17 protein-coding genes are annotated in these 16,043 nt (G+C 65.2%); 7 read left to right on the top strand and 10 right to left on the bottom strand.

All coding sequences use genetic code 11. The annotated features are described in order from the left end of the window. Window positions 1-126: 126 nt before the first annotated feature. From QO207_RS16060 to eco, 3 genes are all read left to right on the top strand, one after another. The gene (locus QO207_RS16060) at window positions 127-840 is read left to right on the top strand and encodes a tellurite resistance TerB family protein (protein WP_301533355.1); all 714 of its coding nucleotides are present in this window, start codon (window positions 127-129) and stop codon (window positions 838-840) included. 290 nt (window positions 841-1,130) lie between these two features. Further along, complete coding sequence (locus QO207_RS16055) at window positions 1,131-1,868, top strand: tellurite resistance TerB family protein (RefSeq protein WP_301533354.1); 738 nt, start codon at window positions 1,131-1,133, stop codon at window positions 1,866-1,868. 109 nt (window positions 1,869-1,977) lie between these two features. Further along, window positions 1,978-2,460 carry a serine protease inhibitor ecotin gene (gene eco, locus QO207_RS16050; RefSeq protein ID WP_301533353.1) on the top strand — a complete coding sequence of 161 codons (483 nt, stop codon included), beginning with the start codon at window positions 1,978-1,980 and terminating at the stop codon, window positions 2,458-2,460. An 82-nt stretch (window positions 2,461-2,542) separates the two neighbouring features. On the opposite strand, the gene QO207_RS16045 is transcribed toward eco, so the two are convergent. Beyond that, window positions 2,543-3,271: a WGR domain-containing protein gene (locus QO207_RS16045; protein ID WP_301533352.1), complete on the bottom strand. Its 729-nt coding sequence runs from the start codon at window positions 3,269-3,271 to the stop codon at window positions 2,543-2,545. Window positions 3,272-3,491: 220 nt separating this feature from the next. Beyond that, on the bottom strand, window positions 3,492-4,397 hold the full coding sequence (locus tag QO207_RS16040) for a LysR family transcriptional regulator (RefSeq protein WP_301533351.1): 906 nt from the start codon (window positions 4,395-4,397) through the stop codon (window positions 3,492-3,494). Window positions 4,398-4,521: 124 nt separating this feature from the next. Here QO207_RS16040 and QO207_RS16035 point away from each other — a divergent pair, with 124 nt between their 5' ends. The 3 genes from QO207_RS16035 (at window position 4,522) to QO207_RS16025 (ending at window position 8,483) form a co-directional block, all read left to right on the top strand. After that, a complete protein-coding gene (locus QO207_RS16035; protein WP_301533350.1) occupies window positions 4,522-6,186 on the top strand; it encodes a GMC family oxidoreductase in 1,665 nt (554 codons plus the stop codon). Window positions 6,187-6,372: 186 nt separating this feature from the next. Further along, the gene (locus QO207_RS16030) at window positions 6,373-7,995 is read left to right on the top strand and encodes an MFS transporter (RefSeq protein WP_301533349.1); all 1,623 of its coding nucleotides are present in this window, start codon (window positions 6,373-6,375) and stop codon (window positions 7,993-7,995) included. Window positions 7,996-8,144: 149 nt separating this feature from the next. Continuing rightward, the gene (locus tag QO207_RS16025) at window positions 8,145-8,483 is read left to right on the top strand and encodes a DUF5713 family protein (RefSeq protein WP_301533348.1); all 339 of its coding nucleotides are present in this window, start codon (window positions 8,145-8,147) and stop codon (window positions 8,481-8,483) included. Between the two features lie 117 nt (window positions 8,484-8,600). Here QO207_RS16025 and QO207_RS16020 read toward each other — a convergent pair whose 3' ends face one another. From QO207_RS16020 to QO207_RS15990, 7 genes are all read right to left on the bottom strand, one after another. Next, the gene (locus QO207_RS16020; protein ID WP_301533347.1) at window positions 8,601-9,164 is read right to left on the bottom strand and encodes an NUDIX hydrolase; all 564 of its coding nucleotides are present in this window, start codon (window positions 9,162-9,164) and stop codon (window positions 8,601-8,603) included. A gap of 4 nt (window positions 9,165-9,168) precedes the next feature. Continuing rightward, window positions 9,169-9,921 carry a GntR family transcriptional regulator gene (locus tag QO207_RS16015; RefSeq protein WP_081517812.1) on the bottom strand — a complete coding sequence of 251 codons (753 nt, stop codon included), beginning with the start codon at window positions 9,919-9,921 and terminating at the stop codon, window positions 9,169-9,171. An 82-nt stretch (window positions 9,922-10,003) separates the two neighbouring features. Continuing rightward, window positions 10,004-10,393: a carboxymuconolactone decarboxylase family protein gene (locus QO207_RS16010; protein ID WP_045209939.1), complete on the bottom strand. Its 390-nt coding sequence runs from the start codon at window positions 10,391-10,393 to the stop codon at window positions 10,004-10,006. Between the two features lie 201 nt (window positions 10,394-10,594). After that, window positions 10,595-11,083 carry a flavin reductase family protein gene (locus tag QO207_RS16005; protein WP_045209940.1) on the bottom strand — a complete coding sequence of 163 codons (489 nt, stop codon included), beginning with the start codon at window positions 11,081-11,083 and terminating at the stop codon, window positions 10,595-10,597. 13 nt (window positions 11,084-11,096) lie between these two features. Continuing rightward, window positions 11,097-12,578, bottom strand: a complete 1,482-nt coding sequence (locus tag QO207_RS16000; RefSeq protein ID WP_301533346.1) for an aldehyde dehydrogenase — start codon at window positions 12,576-12,578, stop codon at window positions 11,097-11,099. Continuing rightward, window positions 12,575-13,408: an alpha/beta fold hydrolase gene (locus tag QO207_RS15995; protein ID WP_301533345.1), complete on the bottom strand. Its 834-nt coding sequence runs from the start codon at window positions 13,406-13,408 to the stop codon at window positions 12,575-12,577. Before QO207_RS15995 ends, QO207_RS16000 begins: the two co-directional genes overlap by 4 nt. 23 nt (window positions 13,409-13,431) lie before the next feature. After that, window positions 13,432-14,022 (bottom strand): amino acid synthesis family protein, encoded by a 591-nt coding sequence (locus tag QO207_RS15990; RefSeq protein ID WP_192289464.1) that lies wholly within the window; start codon window positions 14,020-14,022, stop codon window positions 13,432-13,434. A gap of 266 nt (window positions 14,023-14,288) precedes the next feature. Between QO207_RS15990 and QO207_RS15985 the strand changes: the two genes are divergently transcribed. Beyond that, window positions 14,289-14,573 (top strand): hypothetical protein, encoded by a 285-nt coding sequence (locus QO207_RS15985; protein ID WP_301533344.1) that lies wholly within the window; start codon window positions 14,289-14,291, stop codon window positions 14,571-14,573. Window positions 14,574-15,230: 657 nt separating this feature from the next. Here the strand turns inward: QO207_RS15985 and QO207_RS15980 are convergent. Next, window positions 15,231-15,716, bottom strand: coding sequence for a flavin reductase family protein (locus QO207_RS15980; protein ID WP_301533343.1), 486 nt, complete (start codon window positions 15,714-15,716; stop codon window positions 15,231-15,233). Window positions 15,717-16,043 lie beyond the last annotated feature (327 nt).

Below are 16,043 nucleotides of genomic sequence, written 5' to 3'. Positions count from 1 at the left end.
ACCCGCCGGCACTGGCCCGCAATATCCGGAAGCACACTGTCGCTGCGCCTCGCAGGCGCGCTGGACTAGAGTCGGAATCCACAATTTTCGATAGACACCATTTCCGATAGAACAGTGGAGATCGCCATGAACACTCGCGGCCTGCTCGACCAGCTCCTCAGATCCGGCCAGGACCTCCTGCAGAACAAGGGCGTCGCCCGGCAGGACGGCGCTCAGCAATCGGGCAAAAGCGGTGGCCTGGACCTCGGCAGCCTGCTCTCCGGCGCCGGTGGCGGCGCCCTGGCGGCGGGCGCGCTGGGCCTGCTGCTGGGCAGCAAGAAAGCGCGCAAGATCGGCGGCAATGTCGTCGCCTATGGCGGCCTCGCGGCGCTCGGCGTGCTCGCCTACAAGGCCTATGGCAACTGGCAGCAGAAGCAGGCCAGCGCCCCGCGCGGCGAGCCGCAGACCGTCGACCGCCTGCCGCCGGCCCAGGCCGAGCAGCACAGCCACGCCATCCTGCGGGCCATCGTCGCCGCCGCGAAGGCTGACGGACATATCGATGAGCGCGAACGCCAGCTGATCGACGGCGAGATCGCCAAGCTCACCGGCGACGTCGAGCTGCAGGGCTGGCTCGAACGCGAACTGGCCAAGCCGCTGGACCCGGCCGAAGTCGCCCGCGCCGCCACCAGCGAGGAAATGGCCGCCGAGATGTACCTGGCCAGCCTGCTGATGGTCGACGAGACCAGCTACATGGAACGCGCCTACCTCGACGAACTGGCCCGCCAGCTGAGCCTCGACGCCGGCCTCAAGGTCGAGCTGGAAGCCCAGGCGCAGAAGGCGCTGGACGCCGTCCCCGCGTGATCTTCCTCGCAATCGCCGGTTGAAGCCGGCGCCGGGCGGCAATCGCCTGGCTGACAACCTCTGCTGACGGCAGGCTGCGCCCCGGGTGTCCCGCCCTGACACCCGGCCCGGCGAACGGCGCTGGCGCATCGGTGTGGCGGGACTATCGTTGCCCAACGCATAGCGAGAGTTGTCATCTCATGAATGCTGGTTCTCTTTTCGATCAACTGCTCAAGGCAGGTCAGAGCTCATTGCTGCAACAGGTAGGCGACGCCGCCCGGCGCGCCACACGAGTCGGCGAGGGTCAATCCATGAACACGACGGATCTATTGGAACAACTGCTGCGTGGCGGGCAAGGCGCGTCGGCACAACAAGGCGGCGGCGCGGGAGGCCTCGGTGGCCTCGGCGGCTTGCTGGGTGGTTTGCTCGGTGGTGCTTCCGGCGGTGCCGGCGGCGGCATGGGCGGCCTGGGCAACATCCTGGGCGGCATGCTCGGTGGTGGCGCGAGTGGTGGCGGCATGCCCCAGGGCCGCACCGGCAGCAGTGGCGGTATCAACTACGCGATGCTCGCGTCGCTGGGCATGATGGCCTTCCAGGCCTATCAGAATTACCAGCGCCAGCACCCGGCCGCGGCCCCGCAGCAGCAGTCGCTGATGACCGTCGACCAACTTTCCGGCCCGGAAGCCGAAGCCCACAGCCACGCGATCCTGCGCGCCATGATCGCCGCCGCCAAGGCTGACGGCCGCATCGACGACAAGGAAAAGGCCGCCATCCAGGCGGAGATCGCCCGTCATAGCGATGAGCCCGAACTGCAGGACTGGCTCGACGCCGAAGTGCGCAAACCGCTGGACGCCGCCGAAGTAGCCGAGTCGGCCCAGGGTGACCCGGCCGTCGCTGCCGAGATGTACCTGGTCAGCGTGATGCTGGTGGACGACCAGCAGGGCGCGGAACGCACCTACCTGGATGAACTCGCCTACAACCTCAACCTCGCCCCGGAACTGCAGACGCACCTGGAGCAGCAGGCCAAGGCCGGTGGTGAAGTAGCTTGATACAACTCAGCACGGGGCTGTAGGAGCATTCGTACAATTTGACGGTCAGAGCGCTCGGACGAACGCACCCCCGCGGTGCGTTCGTTCTTCATTTCTGCAAGGAGGCTTCATGCCGTTCGTACGTTTCACCCTCCCCACCGCGCTGCTGCTCAGCGCTACCGCCACCTTCGCCAACGCCGCCAAGCTGGAAGACGTCGCGCCCTATCCCAAGGCCGAGGACGGCTTCGTGCGCCAGGTCATCCACCTGCCCAAGCAGGCGCAGGAAGAGAACTTCAAGGTCGAGATCCTCGCCGGCAAGACGCTCACCGTCGACTGCAACCGCCAGCGCCTGGGCGGCAGCCTGGAAGAAAAGACCCTGGAGGGCTGGGGCTACACCTACTACCGCCTGGACAAGGTCAGCGGCCCGGCCAGCACGATGATGGCCTGCCCGGATGGCAAGACCCGCCAGGACTTTGTCCCGGTGGTCGGCGACGGCTTCGTGCTGCGCTACAACAGCAAGCTGCCCATCGTCATCTACGCGCCCAAGGACGTCGAAGTCCGCTACCGCCTGTGGTCGGCCTCCGAGAAGGTCGAGAAAGCTCGCGCGGAATAACGCCCTTCAGGTAGCGCAGTGCCCCGCGGCAATGGGCTGCGGGGTGTCTGACCTCATCCAGTCCGGCCCGCTCGCAGGGAGCTCACTGGGTGAAGGTGGCCAGGTCCTTTCTCATCTGGTCGAGAATCGCCGAAGGTTTGCCATCGCCCCATCCCAACTGGACGCCCATCCTGTCGAGGCACTCGATGGCCGCCATGGCGGAGGCTTTCAGCGCAGGCTCAAGGCTGCCGGTAATCTTCACCTGCCCGAATGCCGTGGCCATGACGACCTGGCAGCTCTGGTATATGTCCGGCTCAAGGGCCTTATTTTCGGGTTTGAGCGCTTCCTCGACATCGATTGAAACGGGTTCGATGAAGGTCATTTCCCATTGGGACTCGATCAGCCAGCGGGGGAATTCCACGATGTTGAAGTTCTTCTGCGTGCGCATGCAGTCGGCCAGCATATTGAGGGCGTCGCTGCCCTCATCGCTGCCGAAGGGCGCCTCTTCATCACCGCAGTCGTAATAGAGGTCATCGGCGAAGCAAGCGACGAAGCGCGGGTGTGAAGTCAGGCGATGCAGCCCGACTTCTTCGTCGTCGAAATAACGGTGGCCGTCGTAGTCGAAGGGGAAGTCGACATAGCCCTTCTTCAGCTTGCCCTGGATGAGCTTGCGGGCCTGCGCCTCGCCTGCTTCAGGGGAGGCGAATTCCTTGATCTGGTTGCGCCCGCTGGTGCCGCTCTTGCCATAGTTGACCAGCAGTTCCGAGCCCAGCGTTTCAACCCGCCAGAACTTGTCCGCTTTTTCTTCCGTGAATTTCAGTGACGCCTTCATCCTGACCTCAGTGGGTTTGCAGATGCGGGATTATCTGGATTCCGTGCCGGATGGTCGAGCGTGTAAGGCGCATGACGCTCCAGGCGCTATCCGCCCTACACCGTGGACTACGTGTCCACTCCGAAGGGCTGTGCTCTTCGTAGGAGCGAGCTTGCTCGCGAACGGACTTGCCGGCGAGAACGTGGCTGGGCGGGTTCGTGAGCAAGCTCGCTCCTACAGGTCAGGCCAATGGTGTGGTTTGGCCTGCCACGAGAATCCCCTGTTCGCGCCCACAGACTTCCACGAGGAAGTCCCACACCAACCGCAGCCGTACCGAGCGGTGTAGCTCACGCCGGGTGCACATCCAGTATTCCCGTTCGATGAATTCCTCCGGCAACACCGGCACCAGCCGTGGGTCGTGCAGGCCCATGTACTGCGGGAGGATGGCGATGCCGATACCGGCCTGGGCGGCCTGTTGCTGGGCGACCACGCTGGTGCTGCGGAACACCACCTGGGGGTGGCGGCAGAAGCTGTGGTGGAACAGYAGTTCCTGGCTGAACAGCAGGTCGTCGACGTAGCCGATCCACGGGTGGCGGCTGAGGTCTTCGCGGTCGCGCAGGGGCGGGGCGTTTTCCAGGTAGGCGGGGCTGGCGAACAGGCTCAGGCGATAGCGGGTGAGCAGGCGGCTGATCACCAGGTCGGCGCTGGGGCGTTCCAGGGTGATGGCGATGTCCGCTTCACGGTTGGTAATGCTGACGAAGCGCGGCACCGACACCAGTTCCACCTCCAGGCCGGGATAGCGCTGCATCAGCTCGCCCAGGCGCGGGGCGAGGAACATGGTGCCCAGGCCTTCGGTGACGCCGATGCGGATCTGCCCTAGCGGCGAGATGGCCTGGCTCATTTCCTCCTGGGCGAGGAGGGCGGTGTTCTCCATGGCCTCGGCGTGCTTGAGCAGCGCCTGGCCGGCCGGGGTGAGCTGGTAGCCGCCGGTGTGCTGGGCGAACAGCTGGGTGCCGAGGTCGCGCTCGATGCTCTCGATATGCCGCGCCACGGTGGCGTGGGTGGTGCCCAGGCGCTTGGCTGTGGTCAGCAGGCGACCGCTGCGGTGCAGCTCCAGGAAGTAGCGCAGGTCATTCCAGTCGAACATCGCGGCAGTCCTTGTTGTTAGAAAACGCACAGCAGCTGACTCGAAACGACTGTTCTTTTATCACGAACGAACGACTAGGCTCGGTCTTCAGATAAAAAGAACAAGCACGACGAGGTACTTCTCCATGCCCCAGGCACTGGATGCTTATGACTACCTGATCGTCGGCGCGGGCCCTGCCGGCTGCCTGCTGGCCAATCGTCTGTCCGCCGACCCTGCCAACCGCGTGCTGCTGCTCGAAGCCGGCGGCCCGGACAACTATCCCTGGATCCACATTCCCGTCGGCTACCTCTATTGCATCGGCAACCCGCGCACCGACTGGTGTTTCGACACCGAGCAGGTGCCGGGCCTGAACGGCCGCGCGATCAAGTACCCGCGCGGACGCACCCTCGGCGGCTGCTCGTCGATCAACGGCATGATCTACATGCGTGGCCAGGCGCTGGACTATGACGGCTGGGCCGCCGAGGGCAACCCCGGCTGGGGCTGGAACGACCTGCTGCCGCTGTTCATGAAGATGGAGGACCACTTCGCCGGATCGAGCGAGCTGCATGGCGCGGGCGGTGAATGGCGGGTGGAGAAGCAGCGGCTGTCGTGGGCGATCCTCGATGCCTTCCGCGAGGCGGCGGCGCAGTCCGGCGTGCGCTCGGTGGAAGACTTCAATGGCGGTGACAACGAGGGCTGCGGCTACTTCCAGGTGAACCAGCGCTCCGGTGTGCGCTGGAACGCCTCGAAGGCTTTCCTGCGGCCCATCGCCAACCGGCCCAATCTCACCGTGCTGACCCATGTCGAAGCCCTGCGTGTGCTGCTGGAGAACGGCCGCGCCGCCGGGCTGGAAGTGAACTGGCAGGGCACGCGGCGCGAGCTGCGCGCCAAGCGCGAGGTGATTCTCTGCGCCGGGGCGATCAACACCCCGGTGCTGCTGCAACGCTCCGGCATCGGCCCGCGCGAACTGCTGGAGAAGCACGGCGTCGGTGTGCGCCACGAGCTTTCCGGGGTCGGCGGCAACCTGCAGGACCACCTGCAGCTGCGCCTGATCTACCGCATGAACGGCGCGCCGTCGCTGAACCAGATCGCCTCGACGCTTTGGGGCAAGATGGGCATGGGCCTGGAGTACCTGTTCAAGCGCAGCGGCCCGCTGTCCATGGCGCCGAGCCAACTGGGTGCGTTCGCCAAATCCGATCCCGGCCAGCGTTCGGCCAACCTCGAATACCACGTGCAGCCGCTGTCGCTGGAGCGCTTCGGCGAGCCGCTGCACAGCTTCCCGGCATTCACCGCGTCGGTGTGCGACCTGCGCCCGCTGAGCCGTGGCTCGGTGACGCTGCGCTCGCTGGACCCGCGCGACAAGCCGGTGATCCAGCCCAACTACCTGAGCCATCCGCAGGACCTGCGCGTGGCTGCCGACGCCATCCGCCTAACCCGCCGTATCGCCGCCGCGCCCGCGCTGGCGCGCTACCAGCCGGTGGAGTTCAAGCCCGGCCCGGACTACCAGACCGAGGAGGACCTGCACCGCGCCGCCGCCGAGATCGGCACCACCATCTTCCACCCGGCCGGCACCTGCCGCATGGGCCAGGGCGAAGGCGCGGTGGTCGACAGTCAGCTGCGCGTGCACGGCATTCCCGGCCTGCGCATCGCCGACGCTTCGATCATGCCCAGCCTGACCTCTGGCAACAGTTGTTCGCCGGTGCTGGTGATCGCGGAAAAGGCCGCGCAGATGATTTTGAGCGAACCCGCGCTCGGCGCGGAGGTCATCCCTTCCAGTGGGCGCACACAGGAGGAAGCTCCGGTGGCGTGACGGCGATCCTGTCTCCCCACAGTGTTTGGCGTGAAATGTCGCTCTCTGACGTCTGGGTGCCAGGCGGTTCGCGAGCAAGCTCGCTCCTACGAAGAGCAGCAAATGAACGGTATCGCGCGGTGTGAAAACCGTGGCAGTCGAGGCTGACAAAAACAAAAGCCCCCAGAAGGGGCAGGAGAGCCCGCAATGACCGATGTAGCACAGTCCCGCTCCTACGAGCGGCCCGCGACTTCGCGGCGCGACGAGCGCAAGGTGATCTTCGCCTCGTCGCTCGGCACGGTGTTCGAGTGGTACGACTTCTTCCTCTACGGATCGCTGGCGGCAATCATCGCCAAGCACTTCTTCGCCGGGGTCAACGACACCACCGCCTTCATTTTCGCCCTGCTGGCGTTCGCCGCCGGCTTCCTCGTTCGCCCGTTCGGCGCGCTGGTATTTGGCCGCCTGGGGGACATGATCGGGCGCAAGTACACCTTCCTCGCCACCATCCTGCTGATGGGCCTGTCGACCTTCGCGGTGGGCCTGCTGCCGGCCTATGCCACCATCGGCGTGGCCGCACCGGTCATCCTCATCGTGCTGCGCCTGCTGCAGGGCCTGGCGCTGGGCGGTGAATACGGTGGTGCGGCGATCTACGTGGCCGAGCACGCGCCGGACCACAAGCGCGGCGCCTACACCAGCTGGATCCAGTGCACCGCCACCGGCGGCCTGCTGCTGTCGCTGGTGGTGATCTGGGGTTGCCGCCAGCTCACCGGACCGGAGTTCGAGACCTGGGGCTGGCGCCTGCCGTTCCTGATCTCCATCGTGCTGCTGGGCATCTCCACCTGGATTCGCCTGTCCATGCAGGAGTCGCCGGCGTTCCTGAAGATGAAGGCCGAGGGCAAGGTGAGCAAGTCGCCGCTCAAGGAGTCGTTCACCAACTGGAGCAACCTGAAGATCGTGCTGATCGCCCTGTTCAGCATCAACGCCGGGCAGGCGGTGACCTTCTACGCGGCGCAGTTCTACGTGATGTTCTTCCTCACCCAGGTGCTCAAGGTCGACCCGGCGCTGTCCAACGGTCTGCTGATCATCTCCCTGGTGATCGGCGCGCCGCTGTTCGTGCTCATGGGCTGGCTGTCGGACAAGGTCGGGCGCAAGCCGGTGCTGATCACCGGCCTGCTGCTGGCCACGGTGCTGTACTTCCCGCTGTTCAAGGCGCTGACCCACTACGCGAACCCGCAGATCGATGCCGCCTCGCGCCAGGCGCCGGTCACCGTGATGGCGGACCCGGCCACCTGCACCTTCCAGTTCGATCCGGTGGGCAAGGCCAAATTCGATAGCGCCTGCGACAAGGCCAAGACCCTGCTGGTGAAAGGCGGAGTACCCTACAGCACGGCCGCCGCGCCGGCCGGCAGCGAGCTGGTGGTGACGGTGGGCGATAAGCGCATCGAGGGCTTCGACGCCGCCGCGCTGGGCGCTGCGGTGAAGGATGCCGGCTACCCGACCGTGGCCGATTCCTCGCTGGTGAACCGGCCGATGGTGGTGGCGATCATCGTCGCGCTGATCTTCATCGCCACCTGCTGCTACGGCCCGCTGGCGGCGCTGATGGTCGAGCTGTTCCCCACGCGCATCCGCTATACCTCGCTGTCGCTGCCGTACCACATCGGCAACGGCTGGTTCGGCGGGCTGCTGCCGACCATCTCGTTCGCCCTGGTGGTGTACACCGGCAACATCTTCTACGGCCTGTGGTACCCGGTGCTGATCACGGCGATGAGCCTGGTCTGCTCGCTGCTGTTCCTGAAGGAGACCAAGGACAACGATATCCACGCGGATTGATCCTCAGCTGAGGTGAAGGGGCCCGGCTGGATGCCGGGCTTTTTCATATGGGTTGCCAGCGCGGGAGCCATGCGAGGTTTCGGCTGCGGCTTCGACTTAGGATGACCGGCCCGGTACACCGCCGGAACCTTCATGGAGCGGAGTCGATCATGACGATCAGCAATGAAAAACTGAGCCAGTACAGCTTCCTCGACGAGATGCAGCGCGACAGCTACTTCCCGTCGCACCTGGTTGCCAAGGGCCAGCAACTGCTGGTGGCGCTGTGCGAGGCCATCGAAGCGCAGGCTCCGGCGGACCTGGATGCGCTGTACGCGCTGACCCATGCGACCACCCTGGCCTTCAATGCGCTGGGCGAGGAGTTCGAGGACCAGGGCAGCGAGATCGAAACGGCCGCCCGCGACAATATCGGCGGGGATGTCGCCTTCATCGCCGAGGCCTACGGCTTCGATGCCGATATCGAGGAACTGATCGCGCCGCGCGAGTGGTAAGCCCGCGTGAACGGAAAAGGCCCGGCATCATGCCGGGCCTTTTCGTTTGTCGCTGGAATTCCATGGTAGAAGCGGACCCGGCCCCGATTCGCGCAGAAGGCGCGCACCTTAAGCGACTCAGCGAATGAAATGCACCTTGCCGGTGTCGTCGTTGCCCATGTAGATGCCGTATACGCCCGCCTGGCGTTCCTCGATGTAGCGTTCGAGGATCTGCCGGATGGCCGGGTAGTAGATGCATTCCCAGGGGATATCTTCCGGGGCGAAGAATTTTACCTGCAGGGTCTCGGGACCGTGTTCGCCGGTCTCCTCGATCACGCTGGCGCGGAAGATGATGTAGACCTCGCTGATCTTCGGCACGCTGAAGATGGAGTAGGGCGAGACGATGTCGGCGCGTACGCCGGTCTCTTCCCAGACTTCGCGCAGGGCGGCCTGCTCGGTGGTTTCGCCGTTTTCCATGAAGCCGGCCGGCAGCGTCCAGGTGCCCGGACGCGGCGGGATGCCGCGCTGGCAGAGCAGGTACTTGCCGTCGCGCTCGATGATGCAGCCGGCAATGACCTTGGGGTTTTCGTAGTGGATGTAGCCGCAGCCCGCGCAGGTGAGGCGCTCGTGGGTATCCCCCGGCGGGCACTGGCGGCTCAGGCCACCACTGCCGCAGGCGGGACAGAAGCGCGGGGCGGGCATGGCGTCAGCGGCCTATGCGCGGCTCTTTGAGCGCGATGGGGGTGGCGATGTCGCGCACGTTGCCGGCGCCGTCCTGCTTGGAGCGCAGGTAGTCCAGGGCTACCTTGGCGGCGGCGCGCACGTGGTCGACCGAGGCCTGGTGAGCCGCGACCGGGTCGCCGCTCTTGATCGCCTCGACCATGCGTTCCATTTCCTGATTACTGGCAGCGCGGCGGTTTTCCTGGGACACCGAGGTTGCCCGCAGGTAGCTGATGCGCGCCTGCAGCTGGCGCAGCTGGGTGGCGGCGGTGCGGTTGCCCGAGCCTTCCAGCAGCACGTCGTAGAAGCCCTGCACCGATTCGATCACCTGCTGCAGCTCGCCGTCTTCCAGCGCCTGGCGGTTCTCTTCCAGCGCGCGCTCCAGGTTGCGGATGTCGCGGGCCTTGGCGTTGAGGGTGAAGAGCTGGACGATCAGGCCTTCGAGCACGCAGCGCAGCTCGTAGATGTCGACGGCGTCTTCCAGGGTGATGATGGCGACGCGCGGACCCTTGGCATCGGCGAACTCCACCAGACCCTCGGATTCCAGATGGCGCAGCGCCTCGCGCACCGAGGTGCGGCTGACGCCCAGGCGATCGCACAGGTCGCGCTCCACCAGGCGGTCGCCCGGCAGCAGCTGGAAGTTGAGGATGGCACCACGCAGCTTGTCGAGGACGATTTCGCGCAGGGTGACGGGGTTGCGATTGACCTTGAAGCTATCGTCGAGTGGCAGGCGTTTCATGGGGTCCGCTCTGTGTTCTGGCTGTCCATAGGAAAAACGATGGAGCACCTTCGGGTGCTCCATCGTCAAGTCGGGCCAGCAATCAACCACGTTCCTCGGCGTCGGCCTCGGCGAAGGCTTCGCGGGCGAGGCGGAAACTGTCCACCGCCGCGGGAACCCCGCAATAGATGCCGACCTGCAGGAGGATTTCGCGGATCTGCTCGCGGGATAAACCGTTACGCAGGGCGCCGCGCACATGCAGCTTGAGTTCGTGGGGGCGGTTGAGTGCCGAAATCATCGCCAAGTTTATCATGCTGCGTTCCTTGAGCGATAAGCCGTCCCGGCCCCAGACGTGGCCCCAGCAGTACTCGGTGACCATCTCCTGGAGCGGGCGGGTGAAGTCGTCGGCGTTCTGGATCGACTTGTTCACGTAGGCCTCGCCCAGCACCTGGGTGCGGATCGCCAGGCCTTTCTCGTATTTCTCGTTGCTCATCGCTGGTTCCTCTCTATCCCTGTAGGAGCGAGGGGGACGCCATCGTTATTGCTCGCGAACCGATTGCCCGGCGACGCCGGAGCTGGGTGGGTTCGCGAGCAAGGACTGGGCGTCCCCCTCGGTCCTACGAAAAGCATTCGCCCGCAGGCTGGAATAAAAAAGGCCGCTGCCGAGGGTGAAGGCGAGCGGCCTTGGAAAGCTTTAGCCGGCTATCTCCGGCAGCGCGCCGAGCTTGCCGCGGTGATAGACCATCGGGGTGACCTCCTGCTCCGGCAGGATCAGGTTCTTCACCGCGCCGACGATGATCGCGTGGTCACCGCCGTCGTATTCGCGCCACAGTTCGCACTCGATGATCGCCGTGGCCTTGGTCAGCAGCGGGTTGCCCAGCTCGCTCAAACGCCACTCGATGCCCTTGGCCTTCTCCTTGCCCTTCTTGGCAAACGCGTAGGCCTCGGCCTGCTGGTCGGAGCACAGCAGGTGGATGGCGAACTGCTTGCTGTCACGCAGGATCGGGTAGGTGTCCGAGCCGTAGTTGGGGCAGAACAGCACCAGCGCCGGGTCGATCGACAGCGCGCTGAACGCGCTGGCGGTGATGCCTACGATCTCGCCGTCGGCATCCAGGGTGGTGACCACGGTGACGCCGGACGGGAAGGAGCCCATCACTTCTTTGTAGATGCCAGGTTCGATCATCTCGTCGCTCCTCTTAGCGCATCACGAAGGGATCGGGCATAGGCGCCTGCGAGAGGTTGATCCACACCGTCTTCAGCTCGGTGTAGGCCAGCACCGAATCGATGCCGCTCTCGCGGCCGTAGCCGCTGTTGTGGAAACCGCCGATGGGCGCCATGGCGGACACCGCGCGGTAGGTGTTGACCCAGATGATCCCGCTGCGAACGCCACGGGCCATGCGGTGGGCGCGGCCCAGGTCGCGGGTCCAGATGCCGGCGGCGAGGCCGAACTGGGAGTCGTTGGCCAAGGCCAGTGCTTCGGCCTCATCCTTGAAACGGATGACCGAGGCGACCGGGCCGAAGACCTCTTCCTGCATGATCTTCATCGAGTGGTTGTCGCACTCGAACAGGGTCGGCTCGTAGAACCAGCCCTCGGAGTCGATCGACGGACGCTTGCCGCCCAGGCGCAGGCGCGCACCTTCGGCCAGGGCGTCGGCAACCAGTCCTTCGACCACGGCGAGCTGCTGCGCGGTGGCCATGGGGCCCATCTCGCTCTGCTCGTCCTGCGGGTTGCCGATGCGGATGCGCTGGGCGCGTTCCACCAGGCGGGCGACGAACTCGTCGTAGATCTCGTCCTGCACCAGCAGGCGCGAACCGGCAACGCAACTCTGCCCGGAGGCGGCGTAGATGCCGGCGACGGCGCCGTTGATGGCGCTGTCGAGGTCAGCGTCGGCGAAGATGATGTTGGGCGACTTGCCGCCCAGTTCCAGCGACAACTTGGCGAAGTTCTCCGCGCTGCTGCGCACCACGTGGCGCGCGGTGGCGGCGCCGCCGGTGAAGGCGATCTTGCGCACCAGCGGGTGGCGGGTCAGCGCAGCGCCCGTGCTCGGGCCGAAGCCGGTGACCACGTTGACCACGCCGGCCGGAATGCCGGCCTCGGTGGCCAGGCGGGCCAGTTCGAGGATGGTTGCCGAGGCGTGTTCCGAAGGCTTGAGCACGATGGTGTTGCCGGCGGCCAGGGCCGGGGCCAGCTTGATCGCGGTCAGGTACAGCGGGCTGTTCCACGGGATGATCCCGGCGATCACGCCCAGCGGCTCGTGCACGGTGTAGGCGAACAGGTCGGGCTTATCCAGCGGCAGGGTGCCGCCTTCGAGCTTGTCCGCCAGGCCTGCGGTGTAGTGGAAGAACTCCGGCAGGTAGCCGACCTGGCCGCGGGTCTCGCGGATCAGCTTGCCGTTGTCGCGGCTTTCCAGCTGCGCCAGGTGTTCCTTGTTCTCGGCGATCAGGTCGCCCAGGCGGCGCAGCAGCTTGCCGCGGGCGGTGGCGGTGAGGCCACGCCAGGCCGGGTCGTTGAAGGCGCGCTGGGCGGCCTGCACGGCGCGCTCGACGTCGGCTTCATCGGCATCCGGCAGTTCCGCCCAGGCTTGTGCGCGGGCGGGGTCGAGGCTCTCGAAGGTCTTGCCGGAAACGGCGTCGACCCACTGGCCATCGATGAACATCTGGAAGCGTGCGAGGGTCATGCGACATTCCCCTGAACGTGATTCTTGGAAACCTGTGCCTGTTGCAGGAAGTCGAGCAGCATCTGGTTGACCAGCCGCGGCGACTCCACCGGCATCATGTGGCGCTGTTCTTCGAGCACTGTTGCCTTGGCGCCCGGAATGCGTTCGGCCAGCTCGGTGGCCATCTTCGGCGTCGAGCCCGGGTCCAGCTCACCGGTGGCGACCAGGGTCGGCACCTTGATGCTGCCCAGGTCGTCCACGCGGTACATGTCCTGCGTGGCGAACAGCGTGTAAGTAGTCAGATAGCCCTGCGGATCGTTGCTGGCAAGGGTCTGGCGAATCGCGGCGATCTGCGCCGGGTTGGCGGCCTGGTATTCGCGGCTGAACCAGCGCGACAGGGCGGCCTCGGCATTGGCGTCGGGGCCGTGCTCGGCGGCCTGGCGGGTCCGCTCGATCACGCCGGCGCGCTGTTCGGCGCTGCGGTTGAACACGCTGTTCAAGACGACAAGACCGTCCAGGCGCTCGGGATGGTGCAGGGCGAAGGCCCGCGCCACCAGACCACCCATGGAGAAACCGACGACCATGGCACTGGTCACCCCCAGGTGGTCGAGCAGCTCGCGCAGCTGGTCGGCGTAACCGACCAGCCCACAGTCCGGCTGCGGCAGCTGACTCGCGCCATGGCCAAGCATGTCATAGGCGATGACCTGGAAGTGCGGGGCCAGACCGACGATCTGGCCGCCCCACATTTCCTTGTTCAGGCCGACGCCGTGGATCAGTACCACGGGGTGGCCCTGGCCGGTCGCCAGGTAACTGGTGCCGGCCGGTGTGCGTTCAGCGGTGAGCCGAATCATGGAGCGCTCCTGCACGGTGTGGATCACTGAGCCTGTTCGGCGGCCAGTTCTTCCAGGTCGATGTAACGGTTGCCGATGCGCGGGTGCAGACGGCCGCCGTCGGCGGCGCCCAGGACCACGACGATCTCGTCGGCGCGCGGCGAATCTTCGATCTGCATTTCCAGGGTGATGTAGTGTGAACGCAGGCCTTCGTCGTCCTTGTGCATCATCGGGATCTGGATCGAGGTGCCCGGGCCGCCGCGCTTGTTGGTGAAGCTCAGGTAGCTCTTGGCGTCCACGGCCTGGCGGTAGTGGTTACCGAAACGCAGGGTGTGGATGACGGCGGAGGCGTGCTCGATCTCGCCATCGGCGCCGACCACGGCAGCCTTGCCGTAGGCCTGGATCTTGTCAGCGCCACCGATGGCAGCGGTCAGGCGCTCGACCATCAGCGCGCCCAGCTCGGAGCAGTTGGCCTTGATCTCCGGCTTCAGGTCTTCGACGAAGCCACGACCGGCCCACGGGTTCTTGATCACCACGGCCAGGCCGACCATGGTCACCGGGGTGTCGGTGGCCTTGCCGGCTTCGATGAAGGTCTGCTCGCTGTAGGTGACGATCTTGCGAATCTCGAAACTCATGGGTCGCTCCAGTTGTGACTTCGGCTGGGTTGGGGAAGGGATTCGGTATCATGGTATACCATAATACAGTTTGCGCAAGACCTGATTTCCCCTGGGGAAAAGGCCCTGCGCCAGGGGTGGCGTGGGGTTGGCCGTAGTGGCTGGAGTAAAGGCGACAGGCGGTAGAGGGCTGAAAGCGGCGCTTCGGTGCTGCGTCGCGGCGCGGTATCCTTGGCCGCACTAGCCGGCGCGCATGGCGCCGGAGCCTTGTTGGAGAGTCATCGAGCATGAAACAGGAAATCGCCACCGTGACCGTCAGCGCCGAGCACTGGGGTCGCGAGGCCGAAGCGGTGGATAACGCCCGCGTGATGGTGACCCTCAGCGCGCCGGAAGAAGGGGTGATCGAGGTGAGCTTCAAGGGCCAGTTGGATGCGCCGGAAGAACCGACCCATGTCTGCGTGACGCTGGAGAATGGGCTGTCTTATTACGGGGAGATTCAGGGCGGTGAGGCGAATGCGGAGGGTGGGTCGATTCGCTTCGAAGGCGAGCTGATCGATCTGGAAGGGTTCTGAGCCCGCCGTTTGGTTATTCGTAGGAGCGGACCTTGTCCGCGAAATCCTTCGCGGCGGACTCCGCGTTCATCTGGAAACACTGCAATTCAGCGCTCCCTTGATGCCCTTATCGGGGAAGGCGATGCTTCTGGTTGAGTGTTTCAGCGCCGCTTCGGCGTGCGCGGATGTATTGGGTTTCGCCCCCTCGGGCGACCTACTTTGCCAAACGACGCAAAGTAGGCAAAGGTCTTGCCCCGGACATCCGGTTTTTCGCTTAGGCGAAAAATTCCCTCGTTGAAACGAAGTTTCAGGGGCACGCCGCGAAGGGCCATCCCTGGCCCATCGCGGCTCTCGCGACATCCATGTCGCTCAACCCCTGAAACTCCGCTTCAACGAGGCCTCCTGAACGGGGCGTTCGGAGTGCTTTGACGTTTCTCTGGAAGCCTTGCAAAGCCAGAGCCAGAGCCAGAGCCAGAGCCAGAGCCAGAGCCAGAGCCAGAGCCAGAGCCAGAGCCAGAGCCAGAGCGCAGGGCACAGCGTATCCAGCAATCCTGCGCCCGTGTCCCATGGCAGCTCCGCCGCGAGGGGCGGCTCATCGAGGCCAGCCGACGGGCAAAGAAAAGCCCCTTCTCACTCCCGCAAGAAGGGGCCTGCGCCGGACGGCGAAAGATCAGGCGGTCAGGCGAGAGCCTGCAGCGCGCCCATCTTTCCGCGGCAGTAAATCATCGGGGTGATCTGCTGGTCCGGCACGATCAGGTTCTTCACCGCGCCGACCAGGATGGCGTGGTCACCGCCTTCGTATTCGCGCCACAGCTCGCATTCGATGATGGCAGTGGCGTTCTCCAGCAGCGGGTTGCCGCGCTCGCTCAGGGTCCACTCGATGCCCTGCGCCTTGTCCTTGCCCTTGCTGGCGAAGGCATAGGCCTCGCCCTTCTGGTCGGCGGAGAGCAGGTGGATGGCGAACTGCTTGCGGCGGATCAGCACCGGGTAGGAGTCCGAGCTGTAGTTGGGGCAGAACAGCACCAGCGCCGGGTCCATCGACAGGGAGCTGAAGGCGCTCGCGGTGAGGCCGACCACCTGGCCATCGTCGTCCATCGTGGTGATGACGGTGACGCCGGACGGGAAGGAGCCCATGACTTGTTTGTAGGCAGCGTGGTCGATCATTGCGAGTACCTGTCTTGTGAGCCGGCCATCGGGAGTGGTCGTTTCGTCTGATGGTATACCGTAATACTTCGAAAGCAAGTGCTTTCTCTTCCCGATGGATGGACGGTGATAGGCCGGCCGTCGGCTACAGGCTGCGGAATACGGGGCTTTCGCCGATAAAGGGGAGTGCCGAAGAACGGCCTGCAGACAGCCAGACGACCAACGGCTACGCAGAAACCCCTTGCTTGGTATTTGGAATACCATAATATTGCCTCCGTCACCGCAGCGCCGTTTCTGCCCGATCCAGGGCGCCGGATGACCTGACCTTACAAAGACAATAAGCAAGGC

The sequence above is a fragment of the Pseudomonas sp. CAN1 genome (assembly GCF_030462585.1).
Lineage (GTDB): Bacteria > Pseudomonadota > Gammaproteobacteria > Pseudomonadales > Pseudomonadaceae > Pseudomonas.
Note: the sequence above shows the minus strand (reverse complement) of the source record. Positions and strands in the feature narration are given on the sequence as shown.

Excerpts from the sequence above, each read along its gene's own strand:
- QO207_RS15990 (WP_192289464.1), bottom strand. The coding sequence starts at position 14,022 with ATGAGTTTCGAGATTCGCAAGATCGTCACCTACAGCGAGCAGACCTTC.
- QO207_RS16055 (WP_301533354.1), top strand. The coding sequence starts at position 1,131 with ATGAACACGACGGATCTATTGGAACAACTGCTGCGTGGCGGGCAAGGC.
- QO207_RS16030 (WP_301533349.1), top strand. The coding sequence starts at position 6,373 with ATGACCGATGTAGCACAGTCCCGCTCCTACGAGCGGCCCGCGACTTCG.
- QO207_RS16010 (WP_045209939.1), bottom strand. The coding sequence starts at position 10,393 with ATGAGCAACGAGAAATACGAGAAAGGCCTGGCGATCCGCACCCAGGTG.
- QO207_RS15980 (WP_301533343.1), bottom strand. The coding sequence starts at position 15,716 with ATGATCGACCACGCTGCCTACAAACAAGTCATGGGCTCCTTCCCGTCC.
- QO207_RS16005 (WP_045209940.1), bottom strand. The coding sequence starts at position 11,083 with ATGATCGAACCTGGCATCTACAAAGAAGTGATGGGCTCCTTCCCGTCC.
- QO207_RS16045 (WP_301533352.1), bottom strand. The coding sequence starts at position 3,271 with ATGAAGGCGTCACTGAAATTCACGGAAGAAAAAGCGGACAAGTTCTGG.
- QO207_RS16020 (WP_301533347.1), bottom strand. The coding sequence starts at position 9,164 with ATGCCCGCCCCGCGCTTCTGTCCCGCCTGCGGCAGTGGTGGCCTGAGC.
- QO207_RS16015 (WP_081517812.1), bottom strand. The coding sequence starts at position 9,921 with ATGAAACGCCTGCCACTCGACGATAGCTTCAAGGTCAATCGCAACCCC.
- QO207_RS16025 (WP_301533348.1), top strand. The coding sequence starts at position 8,145 with ATGACGATCAGCAATGAAAAACTGAGCCAGTACAGCTTCCTCGACGAG.
- QO207_RS16000 (WP_301533346.1), bottom strand. The coding sequence starts at position 12,578 with ATGACCCTCGCACGCTTCCAGATGTTCATCGATGGCCAGTGGGTCGAC.
- QO207_RS15995 (WP_301533345.1), bottom strand. The coding sequence starts at position 13,408 with ATGATTCGGCTCACCGCTGAACGCACACCGGCCGGCACCAGTTACCTG.
- eco (WP_301533353.1), top strand. The coding sequence starts at position 1,978 with ATGCCGTTCGTACGTTTCACCCTCCCCACCGCGCTGCTGCTCAGCGCT.
- QO207_RS16035 (WP_301533350.1), top strand. The coding sequence starts at position 4,522 with ATGCCCCAGGCACTGGATGCTTATGACTACCTGATCGTCGGCGCGGGC.
- QO207_RS16060 (WP_301533355.1), top strand. The coding sequence starts at position 127 with ATGAACACTCGCGGCCTGCTCGACCAGCTCCTCAGATCCGGCCAGGAC.
- QO207_RS15985 (WP_301533344.1), top strand. The coding sequence starts at position 14,289 with ATGAAACAGGAAATCGCCACCGTGACCGTCAGCGCCGAGCACTGGGGT.